The sequence below is a fragment of the Kineosporia sp. R_H_3 genome, from assembly GCF_002198675.1.
Classification (GTDB): Bacteria; Actinomycetota; Actinomycetes; order Actinomycetales; family Kineosporiaceae; genus R-H-3.
In genome coordinates this window covers 36,388-51,363 of record NZ_MWLL01000220.1, presented here as the reverse complement: position 1 = coordinate 51,363, position 14,976 = coordinate 36,388, and the positions used below count along the sequence as shown (strand labels likewise).

At 73.7% G+C, this 14,976-nt stretch carries 12 protein-coding genes; 6 read left to right on the top strand and 6 right to left on the bottom strand.

The genetic code is table 11. From position 1 onward, the window contains the following. Position 1 precedes the first annotated feature (1 nt). Both ECOMGDLI_RS27925 and ECOMGDLI_RS27920 read right to left on the bottom strand, forming a co-directional pair. Positions 2–1,693 carry an amidohydrolase gene (locus tag ECOMGDLI_RS27925; protein WP_088320119.1) on the bottom strand — a complete coding sequence of 564 codons (1,692 nt, stop codon included), beginning with the start codon at positions 1,691–1,693 and terminating at the stop codon, positions 2–4. 11 nt (positions 1,694–1,704) lie between these two features. Further along, entirely contained in the window at positions 1,705–3,303 is a 1,599-nt protein-coding gene (locus ECOMGDLI_RS27920) for an amidohydrolase (protein WP_088320118.1), read from the bottom strand. A gap of 155 nt (positions 3,304–3,458) precedes the next feature. Here ECOMGDLI_RS27920 and ECOMGDLI_RS27915 point away from each other — a divergent pair, with 155 nt between their 5' ends. The 6 genes from ECOMGDLI_RS27915 to ECOMGDLI_RS27890 all read left to right on the top strand — a co-directional run bounded on the left by ECOMGDLI_RS27915 (position 3,459) and on the right by ECOMGDLI_RS27890 (position 10,369). After that, entirely contained in the window at positions 3,459–4,880 is a 1,422-nt protein-coding gene (locus ECOMGDLI_RS27915; RefSeq protein ID WP_088320117.1) for an amidase, read from the top strand. A gap of 68 nt (positions 4,881–4,948) precedes the next feature. Continuing rightward, positions 4,949–6,625 (top strand): ABC transporter substrate-binding protein, encoded by a 1,677-nt coding sequence (locus tag ECOMGDLI_RS27910; protein ID WP_088320116.1) that lies wholly within the window; start codon positions 4,949–4,951, stop codon positions 6,623–6,625. Positions 6,626–6,695: 70 nt separating this feature from the next. Next, positions 6,696–7,643, top strand: a complete 948-nt coding sequence (locus ECOMGDLI_RS27905; RefSeq protein ID WP_088320115.1) for an ABC transporter permease — start codon at positions 6,696–6,698, stop codon at positions 7,641–7,643. After that, on the top strand, positions 7,640–8,554 hold the full coding sequence (locus ECOMGDLI_RS27900; RefSeq protein ID WP_088320114.1) for an ABC transporter permease: 915 nt from the start codon (positions 7,640–7,642) through the stop codon (positions 8,552–8,554). The genes ECOMGDLI_RS27905 and ECOMGDLI_RS27900 overlap by 4 nt, the downstream gene beginning before the upstream one ends. Further along, on the top strand, positions 8,551–9,570 hold the full coding sequence (locus ECOMGDLI_RS27895) for an ABC transporter ATP-binding protein (RefSeq protein WP_088320113.1): 1,020 nt from the start codon (positions 8,551–8,553) through the stop codon (positions 9,568–9,570). Before ECOMGDLI_RS27900 ends, ECOMGDLI_RS27895 begins: the two co-directional genes overlap by 4 nt. Continuing rightward, positions 9,563–10,369: an ABC transporter ATP-binding protein gene (locus tag ECOMGDLI_RS27890; RefSeq protein WP_088320112.1), complete on the top strand. Its 807-nt coding sequence runs from the start codon at positions 9,563–9,565 to the stop codon at positions 10,367–10,369. The genes ECOMGDLI_RS27895 and ECOMGDLI_RS27890 overlap by 8 nt, the downstream gene beginning before the upstream one ends. 98 nt (positions 10,370–10,467) lie before the next feature. On the opposite strand, the gene ECOMGDLI_RS27885 is transcribed toward ECOMGDLI_RS27890, so the two are convergent. The 4 genes from ECOMGDLI_RS27885 to ECOMGDLI_RS27870 all read right to left on the bottom strand — a co-directional run. Beyond that, a partial coding sequence (locus ECOMGDLI_RS27885) for a gamma-glutamyl-gamma-aminobutyrate hydrolase family protein (RefSeq protein WP_233153656.1) occupies positions 10,468–11,322 on the bottom strand: 855 nt, incomplete at its 3' end. After that, positions 11,319–12,839 (bottom strand): aldehyde dehydrogenase, encoded by a 1,521-nt coding sequence (locus ECOMGDLI_RS27880; RefSeq protein ID WP_088320111.1) that lies wholly within the window; start codon positions 12,837–12,839, stop codon positions 11,319–11,321. The genes ECOMGDLI_RS27885 and ECOMGDLI_RS27880, both read right to left, overlap by 4 nt. A gap of 38 nt (positions 12,840–12,877) precedes the next feature. Next, positions 12,878–13,591, bottom strand: a complete 714-nt coding sequence (locus ECOMGDLI_RS27875) for an ABC transporter substrate-binding protein (RefSeq protein ID WP_088320110.1) — start codon at positions 13,589–13,591, stop codon at positions 12,878–12,880. Continuing rightward, positions 13,588–14,970, bottom strand: coding sequence for a glutamine synthetase family protein (locus tag ECOMGDLI_RS27870; protein WP_088320109.1), 1,383 nt, complete (start codon positions 14,968–14,970; stop codon positions 13,588–13,590). Before ECOMGDLI_RS27870 ends, ECOMGDLI_RS27875 begins: the two co-directional genes overlap by 4 nt. Between the last annotated feature and the right edge of the window lie 6 nt (positions 14,971–14,976).

Here is a 14,976-nt window from a genome sequence, read left to right as displayed (position 1 = left end):
GTCATCGGTCGACCCCGCCGAACACGCACTCGCCGTCGACGTACGTCGCGACCACCGTCGCCGCGGCGATCTCGCCGGCCGGGCCGGCGAACGGGTCGCGGTCGAGGACGGCGAGGTCGGCGGCGGCCCCCGGCTCGAGCCGCCCGGTCCGCCCGGGCAGCCCGTTGAGCCGCGCGGTGCCGGCCGTGTACGCGGTGAGCGCGACCGCCAGCGGGAGGGCCTGCTCGGCGTAGAGCGGTTCCGTCGACTCCTCGGCGTCCGGCACCCGACGGTTGACCGCCACGTGGATGCCGTCGAGCGGGTCGGCGCTGCTCACGGGCCAGTCGCTGCCGCCCGCCATGGTCGCGCCGGCGCGCAGCAGGTCGCCGAACGGGTACTGCCAGGACGCCCGTCGCTCCCCGAGGAACGGGATCGTCAGCTCGTCCATCTGGTGCTCGTGGGCCGCCCAGAGCGCCTGGATGTTCGCCGTGGCGCCGACCTGCGCGAAGCGCGCGACGTCGTCCGGGTGCACGACCTGCAGGTGCGCGAGGTGGTGCTCCGCACCGCCCGGCCCGTTCGCCGCGCGGGCCGCCTCGACGGCGTCGAGGGCGTGCCGGACGGCGCGGTCGCCGAGCGCGTGGAAGTGCACCTGGAAGCCGGCGGCGTCCAGCCGGGTCACGTACTCGCGCAGCCCCACCGGGTCCACGAAGTCGAGCCCGGAGTTGTCGGTGCCGCAGCCGCAGTCGTCGAGGTACGGCTCGAGCATCGCCGCGGTGAAGTTCTCCGCGACGCCGTCGAGCATGATCTTCACGGACGTCGGCCGGAACCGGTCGGTCCCGCCGTCCCCGCGCCGCTCGACGAGATCGGCGATCTGGTCGCTGCTGCGGTTGCGGTCCCACCACAGCGCGCCGACGACCGACGCGCGCAGGTCACCGGACGCGGCCGCGGCACGGTAGAGCGGCAGCAGGTCGGACTGCCCGAACATCTCGCCGACGGCGGCGTCCTGCCAGGACGTCACACCGAGCGAGAACAGGTGCTCCTGGGCGGCGAGCAGACCGAGCCGCTGCTCGGCCGCCGTGACCGTCGGGAGCAGCCGCTCGACGAGGTGCATGGCCCCCTCGTGGAGGGTGCCCTGGGGGGACCCGTCCGGCTCCCGCTCGATCCGGCCGTCGGCCGGGTCCGGGGTCGAGGCCGTGATGCCCGCGAGCTCGAGCGCCCGGGTGTTGACCCAGGCCCCGTGGCCGTCACGGTTCGGCAGGAACGCCGGGCGGTCCGGGACGACGGCGTCGAGCATGCCCCGGGTCGGCGTCCCCGCCGGGAAGTGCTCGAGCGACCAGCCGCCGCCGGTGATCCACGGCAGGCCCGGGTTGGCCGCCGCGTACTCCGCGACGACCCGCAGGGTCTCCTCCGCGGACCCGCAGTGGTGGACGTCGCAGCACAGCATGTCGACGCCCGCGGCCACGGGGTGCACGTGCGCGTCCTGGAAGCCGGGCACGAGCAGCCCGCCGCGCAGGTCGACGACCTCGGTGCGCGGCCCGCGCAACCCGAGGACCTCGTCGTCGGTACCGACCGCGACGATCCGGCCGCCCGCGACGGCGACCGCCCCGGGCCGGGAGGCGGCGAGGCCAGCGGTGAACAGGGAGCCGGAGACGAGCACGGTGTCGGCGAACGGTGCGGAGGTCGACGATGCGGAGCTCGACGGTGCGGAAGTCATTGCGTCACAACCTACTCGGCGCGGTGGACGACGTCGCCGCCGACCACGGTGAGGTGCACGGGAAGGTCCACGACGTCCTCGGGGGAGCAGAGCGCGGGGTCGTCGCCCCAGGCGACGAGGTCGGCGGGGGCGCCGACCCGGAGCATGCCGCCGTCCCCGCCGTCGACCCGGGCGGCCTCGAGCGTGTACCCGGTGAGCGCCTCGAGCCCGGTGAGCGGGCGGCTCGCACCGATCGGACGCCGGTCCTCGACGTCCGGGGCGAAGCGCCGCTGCGCGGCGAACAGGCCGAGCCGCGGGTCGAACGGGGCGACCGGCCAGTCCGAGCCGAGGACGACGGTCGCACCGCTCGCCCCGATGTCCCCCGACGGCATGGCGTGCCGACAGCGGTGGGCACCGAGCCGCTGCGACCACGGGTCCACCATCTCCGCGCCGATCCAGCGCAGGTGGATCGGCTGCATGGACGCCGCGACGCCCTCGGCGGCGAACCGCGCGACGGTCGCCGGCGGCGCGGCCTCGACGTGCTCGATCCGGTGCCGGCCCGCGGATCCCGGGAACGTCGCGTACGCGTCGAGCACCTCCCGCACCGCGCGGTCGCCGATGGCGTGCGTCGCGATCCGGAACCCCTTGTCGTGGAAGCGCCGCAGCGTCCGGCGGAAGTGCTCGACGTCCGGCCACATCGGGTCGGTGCCGTCGCCGTGGGTGTCCGGCTCCTCGAGCCACGCCGTCCCGGTGTCGATGACGCCGTCGAGCATGAACTTCACGGCGGCGGCGGACCACCGGGCGCCGGACAGGTCACGGCGGGCCACGATGTCGGCGAGCGCGTCCTCGTCGTCGGCCGGGTCGACCCACGAGTGCAGGCAGACCCGCAGCCCGAGCAGTCCCTCCGCCTCGAGCGCCGACAGCGCCGCGATCGTCTCCCGGCCGCCGTCCATCTGGTGGATCCCGGTGATGCCGACGGCGTTCTGCGCCCGGATCGCCTCGGCGTACCAGCCGAGCTTGTCCGCCTCCGAGGGCTCGGGGACCGCGTCCCACACGGTGCGGATCGCCGCCATCTCGCGCAGCTCGCCGGTCGGGCGGCCCGCGTCGTCGACGACGACGAAGGCCCCGTCGGAGAAGTCGCGCGACCCGGTGACGCCCGCGATGCGCAGCGCCTCGGCGTTGGCGAAGGCGGTGTGCATGTCGAGGGAGTTGACGAGCATCGGGCCGGGCCCGGCGGCCTCGTCGACGAGCGAGTGGTGGAACTCGCGCCCTTCCAGGGCCGCGTACTCGAAGGCGTAGCCCCGCAGCCACTCCCCGGGGCCGATCCGGGCCCGCTCGGCCCGCAGCACGTCCCGGACGCCCTCGAGCGTCGCCACCCGGTCGAAGCTCGCGCCGCGGGCCACCTGGGCGCCCATGAGCAGGTGCTGGTGCCCGTCGACGATGCCCGGCGTCACGTGCCAGCCGGCACCGGACAGCACGCGGGTCGTGCCGTCGCAGACGTCGCGGACGTCGGCGGCGTCGCCGACGGCCACCACGACGCCGTCCTTGACGGCCAGCGCGGTGGCGGTGGGGCGCTCGGGGTCCAGGGTGCGGATCCGGACGTCGACGAGCGCGAGGTCTGCGGCGGTCATGGCGGTCCTCCGGTCGGGAGACGTGAACGTAACCCGGTCCGCACCTGTTCGGCAACGGTCTTGTCAAAGGTATTGACGAACCTGCGGGGCCGCCTTACGGTCCCCGGAACGCCATCAGACGGCGGATCGACCGGACGACGCAGGAGGAGCCTCCCGTGAGCGACCTGCACTACCTCAGCGCCACCGAGGTGCTCCGCGCCTTCCGCGCCAGGGAGCTCTCCCCGGTCGAGGTGCTCGACGCCGTCAACGCCCGGGCCGACGCCGTCGAGCCCACCGTCAACGCCCTCCTCGAGCGCGACCACGAGGACTTCCGCGCCGCGGCCGTGGCCGCCGAGCGGCGCTACGCCGGCACCGGCGAGGCGCCGCGCGCGCTCGAGGGCCTGCCCGTCGCCCTCAAGGAGGAGCAGCCGATCCAGGGCCGGTCCCTGCGCTTCGGCTCCCGCCTCACCGAGGGCTACGTGGCCGACGAGACCCACCCCGTCGCCGAGCGCGTCCTGGCCGCCGGGGCCGTCGTGCACGCCCGCACGACGACCCCGGAGTTCAGCTGCGCCGGGTTCACCCACAGCGACCTGTGGGGCGTGACCCGCAACCCGTGGAACCCGGACTTCACCCCGGGCGGGTCCTCCGGCGGCTCCGGTGCGGCGCTCGCCGCGGGCACCGCCTACCTGGCGAGCGGCTCGGACATCGGCGGCTCGATCCGGATCCCCGCGTCGTTCTGCGGCGTCGTCGGCTTCAAGGCCCCCTACGGCCGCGTCCCGGCGCTGCCGCCGTTCAACCTCGACGTCTACTGCCACGACGGCGCGATGGGCCGCACCGTCGCGGACGTCGCCCTCTTCCACAACGTCGTCCAGGGCCGGCACCGGGTCGACCACGTGTCGCTCCCGGCGCTGCCGATCCCCGCCGACCTCGGCGACGTCCGCGGCCTGCGGGTCGCGCTCGCCGTGACCCTCGGCGACTTCCCCGTCGAGCCGGAGGTCGAGGCGAACACGCGGACGTTCGCCGACGCCCTGAAGGCCGCCGGCGCCGTCGTCGAGGAGGTCCGCGTCCCGATCTCGCGCGCGGCGCTCACCGAGGCCGCGCTCGTCCACTACGGCGCCGTCATGGGCCCGTCGATGGCCGAGGTCGCCGACCCCGACGACCCGCGCTTCATGGCCTACACCCGTCAGTTCCTCGCACTCTCGAGCGCCGCGTTCGCCCGCACCGGCACCTACGCGGGCATGGCGGCCGAGTCGGCCGTGCACCTCGCGCTCGCCGAGGTCTTCGACGGCCACGACGCCCTCGTCTGCCCGACGGTCGGCGGCCTCGGGTTCGAGGCGGGCAACGAGTACCCGGACGGGATCGACGTCGCCGGAACGCATCTCGACCTCTACATCTTCGCGGCGCTCACTCCCGTGTTCAACGTCGCGAGCCGGCACCCGGTGCTCAACGTGCCGTCCGGCCGGGCCTCGAACGGCGTCCCGACAGGTGTGCAGGTCGTCGCCCGCCCCTACGACGACGTCACCGCGTTCCACGTCGGCGCGGCCGCCGAGCGCGAGCTCGGGCTCTGGGCCGATCCCGCCTGGCGTCCCGCCCTTTAGCCGTTCCGCAGCCCGCCGCACCACCGCACCACCGCACCGCCCGACCGCCCCCAGGAAGGAAGAACCCGATGGTCCAGGTCTCTCCCCGCCGGCGCGCCGCCTTCGGCGTCACCGGCCTCACGGCGGCGATCGTGCTCGCCGCATGCGGCGGCGCGCCGCCGCCCACCCAGGCCACCGGGTCCGGATCGGCCTCGTCCGGCGCGTCCGCCCCGACGTCCGGCTTCGTCGTCGACACCCCGGCCCCGACCGCGGACGCCGGCGACGTCGTGTGGGGGACCTACCGGGAGACCCAGACCCTCGACCCGATCCAGGCGTTCGACTACCCGGAGAACACCGTCGACCCGCTCCTGTGCGACTCCCTCCTGCGCCAGAAGCCCGACATGACGATCGGCGACGGCCTGGCGAAGGTGACGACGACGTCGCCCACGCAGTTCGACTTCGAGATCAACGCCGCCGCGAAGTTCTGGGACGGCACGCCCGTCACCGCCGAGGACGCCGTCTTCAGCCTGAAGCGGGGCGCGGACCCGAAGGGCGGCGGCTTCTACGCCAAGGTCTTCGAGCGGGTCGAGTCCATGGAGACCACCGGCGACAAGACGTTCACGATCAAGCTCAAGCAGCCCGACTTCTGGCTGCTCGGCGAGCTGTCGGCGACGCCGGGCGAGGTCGTCCAGAAGAAGTTCGTCGAGGCCAAGGGCAAGGACTTCGGCTCGGTCTCGGCCGGCACCATGTGCTCGGGACCGTTCAAGCTCGACTCCTGGAAGACCGGCCAGGGCGTCAAGATGGTCCCGAACCCCGACTACTGGGACTCCAGCCTGCCCAAGCCGAAGCTCAAGAGCCTCACGGTCATCGGCGTCCCGGACGACGCGACGTTCACGGCCGGCCTCAAGACCGGCTCGATCGACGGCGGCTACGTCATCTCGCTGAGCACCCTCGGCCAGCTCCAGACCGACCCGAACGTCAAGGTCTACCAGGGCGCGCCCTACCCGACGTCGGCACTCGTCGTGAGCGCCACGAAGGGCCCCCTCGCCGACCCCAAGGTGCGCCAGGCGATCTCGTACGCACTCGACCGCGAGGGCGTCATCAACTCGGTCTGGAAGGGCGCGGCGAACATCCCGCGGGCGCTCGCCGCGTCCGGCACGTGGGGCTACGCGCAGGACACCTTCAAGGCGGGCTACGACGCGCTGCCGCCGATGACGCGTGACGTCGCCAAGGGGCAGGCCCTCGCCAAGGAGGCGGGCGCCGTCGGCCAGACCATCACGCTCGGCGCCTCGTCCGGCATCCCGGCGCTCAACACCTCGGCCCTCGCGGTCAAGGCGGCCGCCGAAGCCGTCGGGCTCAAGGTCGAGATCAACAACGTGAGCCCGTCGAACTACATCAACTTCTTCATCGACCCCAAGGCGTGGGGGTCGGTCGACGGGTTCGTCACGACGAACTACGGCGACTACGGCGACCCCGCTGCGCTCTACAACACCCTGGCCATGCCCGGCGGCTCGCAGAACTTCAGCGGCTGGGAGAACGCCGAGGTGACGAAGGCCTTCGAGGCGGCCCGCAGCGAGGCCGACCCGGTCAAGCGCGCCGAGTTCGTCGTCGCCGGCCAGAAGATCATCACCGAGCAGCTCGTCTGGATCCCCCTCGTCGAGCCGAACAACGTCGTCATCATGCACAAGTCCGTCACCGGCGCCCCGGCGACGTTCTCGTACATGTTCTCGCCGTGGGCGGTCTACCTCGGCGGCACCGGCCAGTAGCCGCGATCGGCCGGGCCGGTCCCCGCGACCGGCCCGGCCGACCGTCCATCCCCACCGACGGGAGGTCCGGATGCTCAGGTTCCTGCTCCGCCGCGGCGCCATGCTCGTCGCGACGCTGCTCGTCGCGAGCTTCGCCGTCTACGGCGCGCTCGACCTCGCCCCCGGCAGCCCGATCGCGGCGCTCACCGGCGGCCGGACGCCCTCCCCGGAGGTGCTCGCCGAGCTCAACGCGAGGTACCACCTCGACGACCCGTTCCTCGTGCGCTACTGGAACTGGCTCACCGCCGCCGTCACCGGCGACCTGGGCCAGTCGATCCCGTTGCGCGAGAACGTGTCCACGCTCATCGGCCAGCGGATCGGCGTCACCGCCTCGCTCGTCGCGCTCACCTCGCTGATCATCGTCGTCGGCGGTGTCGGGCTCGGCCTGCTCGGCGCGCTGCGCAAGGGTGCCGTCGACACCGGCGTCGTCCTCGTCTCGACGGTGTCGGCCGCCATGCCGTCGTTCGCCGCCGCCGTCGTCCTGCAGTTCCTCTTCGGCGTCCGGCTCGGCTGGCTGCCGGTCCTCGGCACCGGAACAGGTTTCGCGGACTCCCTCAAGCACCTCGTGCTGCCGTCGCTCGCGCTCGCCGCGACCTCCGTCGCCCTCGTCACCCGGGTCACCCGGACGGCGGTCCGCGAGGAGCTCGACAAGGAGCACGTGCAGACCGCCGTGAGCCGGGGCCTGCCCTGGTCGTCCGTCGTCCGCCGGCACGTGCTGCGCAACGCCGCGATCCCCATCACGACGGTCGTCGGGCTCACCGTGGCCAGCCTCATCGCGCTCTCGGCGGTCGTCGAGACCGCCTTCGGGCTCAACGGCCTCGGCGCCTACCTCGTCCAGGCCGCCCTCAACAAGGACTTCGCCGTCGTCCAGGGCATCAGCCTCGTGCTCGTCGTCGCGTTCGTCGTGACGAACCTGCTCGTGGACCTCGCCTACGCGCTGCTCGACCCGCGCGTCGCCCTCGGGAGCCGTGCCTCATGAGCATCCCCGTCCCCTCGGGCGTCCAGACCGGCGTCGCCGCCGAGGTGCTCGACCCGGTCGCCGAGGTCGAGGCCACCGCCGTCCGCGGCGGACTGCGCCGCGTGCGGCTCGGCGTCCTCGGCTGGCTCAGCCTCGTCGTCGTCGCGCTGGCCGCCGTCCTCGCGGTCGTCGGCCCGTTCGTGCGGCCGTTCGACCCCGACCTCAGCGACCTCTCGTTCGCCTACGTCGGACCGTACGGGTCGCACCTGCTCGGGTTCGACGGCCAGGGCCGCGACCTGTTCAGCCGGCTGCTCGTCGGTGCGCGGACGACGTTCCTCGGTGCGGCCTTCGTCGCGGTCGTCGCCGTCGCGGTCGGCTCCGCGCTCGCCGTCACGGCGGCCTGGTTCGGCGGGCGGGTCGACCGCGTCGTCTCCGCCGGGCTCGACGTCGTCTTCGCGTTCCCGGGCATCCTGCTCGCCGTCGTCGCGGCCGCCGTCTTCGGGGCCGGGCTGCTCTCCGCCGGCCTCGCCCTCGCCGTCGCCTACTCGCCGTACGTCGCGCGGGTCTTGCGGAGCGCGGCGCTCAGGGAGCGCGCGATGGCCTACGTCGCCGCCCTGGAGGTGCAGGGTTTCGGGGCCTGGCGGCTGTGCCTGCGGCACCTGCTGCCGAACATCTCCGGGCTCGTCGTCGCCCAGGGCACCATCCTCTTCGGCTTCGCGATGGTCGACCTCGCGGCGATCTCGTTCCTGGGGCTGGGTGTCCAGTCACCGCAGGCCGACTGGGGGGTCATGGTGTCCGAGGGCAAGACGGGGCTGCTCCAGGGCTACCCGATGGAGTCGCTCACGGCGGTGCTCTGCATCGTCGTCGTCGTCTCGGCGGTGAGCTTCCTCGGCGACCGGCTCGAGTCGGCGGGGAAGCAGGCGCACCGGTGAGCGCGCTGCTCGAGGTCCGCGACCTCACCGTGCGGCTGCGCGTCGGGGGCACCGACCGTGAGGTCATCACGGGCACGACGCTGGAGATCGGCGAGGGCGAGGCGATGGGCCTCGTCGGTGAGTCCGGCTCCGGGAAGTCCATGACCGCCAAGGCGATCGCCCGGCTGCTGCCGGCCGGGGCGCGCGTCGAGGGGTCGGTTCGGTTCGCCGGCACCGACGTCCTCGGCCTGTCGGGCGCCGACCTGCGCCGGCACCGCGCGAAGGTCGCCGTCGTCTTCCAGGACCCCCGCGCCCACATCAACCCGGTGCGGCGCATCGAGGACTTCATGACGGAGTCGCTGCGCACGCTCGAGGACGTGCCCCGCGCGCAGGCCCGTACCCGCGCGGCGGACGCTCTCGAAGAGGTCGGCATCGACGACCCCGCGCGGCGGCTGCGGCAGTTCCCGCACGAGCTGTCCGGCGGCATGCTGCAGCGGGTCATGATCGCCACTGCCCTGCTCTCGCAGCCGCTGCTGCTCCTCGCCGACGAGTGCACGACCGCGCTCGACGTGACGACGCAGGCGGAGGTCATGGCGATCCTCGACGACCTGCGCCGCGACCGCGGCCTGTCGATGCTCTTCATCACCCACGACCTCGAGCTCGCCGGCGCGGTCTGCGACCGCACGAGCGTCATGTACGCCGGCCAGGTCGTCGAGACGAGCGCGGCGCACCGCCTGCACGCCGACCCCCTGCACCCGTACAGCGCCGCGCTCGTCCAGGCCAGACCCGACGTCACGTCCACCGCGGAGCGGCTCGTCGCGATCCCCGGCCGCCCGGTGTCGGCCTTCGAGGCGCCGGCCGGCTGCCGGTTCGCGCCACGCTGCCCGCACGTGCTCGACGGCTGCCGCGGTCACGAGCAGACCCTCGTGGACCTCGACGCCGGCCGGGTCCGGTGCGAACGCGCCGCGGCCCTGCGCGGGCGGCTGCTCGACCCGACCGAGAGCCCGACCGAGAGCGAGGAGACGGCGGATGCCTGACACCGACGGTCCCGTCCTGTCCGTGAGCGGGCTGCGCAAGGTCTTCGGCACCCAGGTCGCCGTCGACGACATGACGTTCGAGCTCGCGCCCGGCCGGTCGCTCGCGATCGTCGGCGAGTCGGGCAGCGGCAAGACGACCGTGGCGCGGATGGTCGTCGGCCTCGAACGGCCCACGGCAGGCACGATCGTCGCGTGCGGCCGTGACCGCTCCCGCCCGGCGCGCAACGCCCGCGAGCGCACCCTTCGCGGCCGCGAGGTGCAGATCGTCTTCCAGGACCCGTACTCGAGCCTCGACCCGCGGCAGTCCGGCACGGCCGCGGTCGACGAGGTGCTGCGGGTCCACCACGACCACGACGCGGCGACCCGGCGCCGGATCGTCGGCGAGCTGGCCGACCTCGTCGGCCTGGACCAGCGGCAGATGGACGCCCTGCCCAGGGCGCTGTCGGGCGGCCAGCGGCAGCGGGTCGCCATCGCACGGGCGCTGGCGACCGAGCCGAAGGTGCTCATCCTCGACGAGTCCGTGGCCGCCCTCGACGTGTCGATCCAGGCCCAGGTGCTCAACGTCCTGGCCGACATCCGTGACGAGCGCGGCATCAGCTACGTGCTCATCAGCCACGACCTGGCCGTCGTCCGCCAGCTCACCGAGGACGTCCTCGTCATGCAGCGCGGGGTCGTCGTCGAGCGCGGCCGGACCGCGGACGTGCTCGACGCACCGCAGCACGCCTACACCCGGATGCTCCGCGCCTCGGTCCCCGGCCCGGGCTGGAAGCCGACCCGCACCCTCCGCCGCCCCGCCTGACCGCTCATGCTCGCGCCGGGTACCGGAAACGGCGGTTCCGGCGCCGGATTCCGGTACCCGGCGCGAGCATCAGCGGGGGTGGGGGCGGGCCCGGGCGNGCTGACCGTGCGCTCCGGGCACCACCAGGCGGTCGCGGACGTCGCCCCCGCCCTGCGGCGGGCGGCGGCGGCCTCGGCGAGGGCGGACCAGAGCAGGTCGCGGGGTGCGGACGGGCCGTCGTCGTCCTCGGGGTGCCACTGGACGCCGACCGCCCACGCGTCCGGGTGCTCGACGCCCTCGACGACCCCGTCGTCGGCGACCGCCGCCCGCCGCAGGGCGGGGGCGACGTCCGCGACCGCCTGGTGGTGCCCGGAGCGCACGGTCAGCTCGCGGCACCCGAGCACGGCCTCGAGCCGGGTGCCGGGGTCGAGGCTCACGTGCTCGTCGATGAACAGCCCCGTCGCGTAGTCGCCGCGGTGCAGGTGCGCGGGGTCGAGATCGGGCACGAGCGTGCCGCCGAACGCGACGTTGAGCAGCTGTGCGCCGCGGCACACCGCGAGCACCGGGACGCCGGCGTCGACCGCGCCCCGGATCGCCTCGACGCAGAACAGGTCCGCGGCCCGGTCGACGCCGAACTCGTGCGGCACCGGGCCGGGGACGCCGTACAGCTCGGAGTCGACGTCACCGCCCCCGAGCAGCAGCAGCCCGTCGGCGGCGAGGACCTCCGCGACCGGCGGCAGGTCGGCCGAGGTGTCGACGAGCCGCCAGTCGAGCCCGAGCCGCGCGCACCCGGTGAGCGCGACCCGGGTGAACCGGCGGACGATCTGCGCGACGTGCTCGGTGAGGTCGGGGAAGTTCAGCGACACCAGGACGTCGACGCGCGGCCCGGTCCGCGGCCCCGGGTCCGCGGGGACGACCTCGGCGGCGTGGATGACCGCCGCACCGGTCGTCGCCGCCTCGGGAGCCGCCGTCACAGGGCCATCCACGTCGTCTTCGTGTGCGTGTACTTGTCCATCGCGGCCAGGCCCTTGTCGTGGCCGCCGAAGCCGGACTGCCCGTAGCCGCCGAACGGCACGGTGATGTCGCTCTCGTCGTAGCAGTTCACCCAGACGGTGCCGGCCCGCAGCCGGCGCGAGACGAGGTGCGCGGACGAGAGGTCCTTCGTCCACACCGAGGCGCCGAGCCCGTAGTCGGTGCCGTTCGCGAGCGCGATGCCCTCGTCGAGGTCGTCGAAGGTCTGGACGGCGAGCACCGGCCCGAAGACCTCCTGCTGCGCCAGCCGGGACCCCGCGGCGACGTCGTCGAAGACCGTCGGCTCGACGTAGTAGCCGCCGGTCTCGGCGAGCACCTGCCCACCGCCGGTGAGCAGCCGGGCGCCGTCCTCGTGGGCCGCGCCGATGTGGCCGAGCACCCGCTCGAGGTGCTCGGCCTCGACGAGCGCACCGACGAACGTCTGGGGGTCCAACGGGTCCCCGAGGCGCAGCCGCCCGGACGCGGCGACGACGGCCTCGACGAGCTCGTCCTTGCGGGAGCGGTGGACGACGAGCCGCGAGCCCGCCGAGCACACCTCGCCCTGGTTGAAGAAGACGCCGACCGCGACGGCCTTCGCGACGGCGGCGGTGTCCGGGGCGTCGGCGAGCACGAGCTGCGGGCTCTTGCCGCCGAGCTCGAGCGACACCTCCTTGATGTTCGACTCGGCCGCGTAGTTGAGGAACAGCCGGCCGACCTGGCCCGAACCGGTGAAGGTCAGCGCGTCGACGTCCATGTGCCGGCCGAGCGCGGCGCCCGCGGTCGGGCCGAACCCGGGGACGACGTTGAGGACGCCGTCCGGCAGGCCGGCCTCGGCCGCGAGCTCGGCGAACCGCAGCAGCGTCAGCGGGGACTGCTCGGCGGGCTTGACGACCATGCTGTTGCCGACCGCGAGCGCCGGGGCGATCTTCCAGACCGCCATCATGAGCGGGAAGTTCCACGGGACGACGGCCCCGACCACCCCGAGCGGCTCCCGGGTGATCGTCGCGTGCACCGTCGGCCCGGTCGGGGCGACGGCGTCGTAGCTCTTGTCCGCCGCCTCGGCGTAGAACCGCAGCGTCTGCAGCGTCACGCGGATGTCGACCGCCTTGGCGTGCGACACCGGCTTGCCGACGTCCAGGCTCTCCAGCCGGGCGAGCTCGTCGGCGTCCCGCTCGACGAGGTCGGCCAGGCGCAGCAGGGTGGCCCGGCGCTCCCGCGGGTGCAGGTCGCGCCAGCGGCGGTCCTCGAACGCGCGCCGGGCGGCCGCGACGGCCAGGTCGACGTCGGCGGCGTCCCCCTCCGCGACGGCCGCCACGACGCGGCCGTCGCGCGGGGCGACCCGGTCGAACCGCTTGCCGGAGACGGCCGGGCGGAAGCCGCCGTCGACCCACAGGTCGGTGCGGACCGGCAGGCCGGCGGCCACCTCGTCGGACGGCGTGCGGGAGATGGTGCCGGCAGGGGTGCTCGCGACGGTGGACATGCGCTGCTCCAGACCTCGGTGGACGGCTCCGCCAGAGATTATTCGGACCCGAACGGATAGTCGAGGCCCGGCAGCCACTGCTGCCAGACGGCCTCGAGGCGTCCGTCCCCGATGACGGTAGCCAACGCCGCGTCGATCGCCTCCCGGAGCTCGGGGCGGTCCTTGGCGACCCCGACGCCCCAGCGGTTCTGCGTCCGCACCGTGAACGCGACCTCGAACCGCGGGTCGTCACCGAGCGGGACGAAGACGAGGTCGTCGTCGACGACCCCGTCCACGGCACCGGACTCGAGCGCCGCGAGCATCTCGCCGAAGACGTCGTCCGACTCCCCGCCGAACGGCACCGTGACGGCACCGGGGAAGGTCTGCGCGAGCGCCATGTTCGTGCTGCCCGCGATCGCGCCGACGCGCAGCCCGGCGAGCGCCCCGGGTGCGGTGATCCCGCTGCCCTTGCGGACGAGCAGGGCCTCGTTGAAGACGCCGTAGGGCCGGGTGAAGTCCACCTGCTCGGCCCGGGACGGGATGATGCTCTGCCCGCACCAGACGGCGTCCGCCTCGTGCCGCTGCACCGACGGGATCATGTCGTTCCACGGCACCATGACCCACTCCACCCGGCGGCCCATGGCCGCGGCGACCACCGCGGCCGCGGCGGGCTCGTAACCCTCCCGGGTCACGCCGTCCGGGCTCTTGTGGAACAGCGGGGGCGCCTCCGCGTCGAGGCAGGCCAGCCGGAGCACGGCGTCCTGCGCGCTCACGGGATCGCCTGCTCGTAGCGCTCGATCTCCCAGTCGGTGACGGTGGCGCAGAACCGCGCCCACTCGTCGGACTTGACCTCGACGAGCAGGTCGGACAGCTCCTCGCCGAGCGCACCGCGCACGACGTCGTCCTTCTGGAAGGCCTCGATCGCCGCCGCGAGCGTGAGCGGCAGCGGGGCGAAGCGCTCGGAGTCGCCCTCGTAGCTGCTGCCGACCTGGGGCGGTCCCGGGTCGAGCCGTTGGTCGAGGCCGTCCGCGGCGGCGGCGATGATCGCGGCGTGCGACAGGTACGGGTTGACGCTCGCGTCCGGGAGCTTGTACTCGAGCCGGCCGTTGGCGGACAGCCGCACCGTGCACGTCTTGTTGTCCATGCCCCAGTTGATCTGGGACGGCGCGAACTGGCCGGCGTCCCAGTAGCGCTTGTAGGAGTTGACGGTCGAGCCGTTGAGGAGCATCGAGCCCGCGGCGTGGCTGAGGATGCCGCCGAGGGCGTGCCGGCCCTCGTCCGTGAGGTGCAGCTCGGTACGGGCGGGGTCGGCGAGGATGTTCTGGTCGCCGCGCCAGAAGCTCACGTTGTGGTGGCAGCCGTTGCCCATCATCCCGGTGGCCGGCTTGGGCATGAAGCTCGCGACGAGGCCGAGCTCGCGGGCGACCTGGCGGCAGATCTGGCGGTAGACGACGAGCCGGTCGGCGGTGAGGTCGGCGTGGTCGAACATCCAGTTCAGCTCGAGCTGGCCCGGGTCCTCGTAGTCGCCCTCGATCATGTCGAGGCCGAGCGCCTGGGCGTAGCGGATGACCCGCTGGTACACCGGCCGCATGATCTCGAGGTTCTCGACGTGGTACGCCGGGGACGAGCCGGCCGCGAACCGCACGTCGAGCCCCGGGCCCTTCCACGTCATCTCCGGCTCGCAGCCCGACCTCATGACCAGACCCGTGCGCTCGGTGAACTCGGCGTGCACCTGCTTGAGGACGCCGCGGCTGTCCGTGGCGAGCCGGCGGCCGCCGACCTCGGGCAGGTGGTCGGGCTCGTAGATCCGGGTGAAGAAGCGGGCGACGGTGCAGTCCCACGGCAGGACGGCGAACGTGTCCAGGTCCGGCATCGCGGTGAACTCCGCCGCGTGGACGCCGCCGCCGAGCAGGCTGCCGGCGCGGTCGGACTGCAGGTCCGAGATCGCGGTGCGGTGCAGGTTGACCCCGCGCTCGAGGTTGCGCCGCAGGTGCTTGGCGGGGACGACCTTGCCGATGACGCGGCCGGTGATCGTCACGCCCTGGTAGTAGACGAACTCGACGCCGGAGGTCTCGATCGTCCGGGCGATCTCCTCGCCCCGGGCCGCGTCGGCGTTGGCCTCGCGATGGGCGTCGAGCGGGGTGTTCGTCATGGGTTT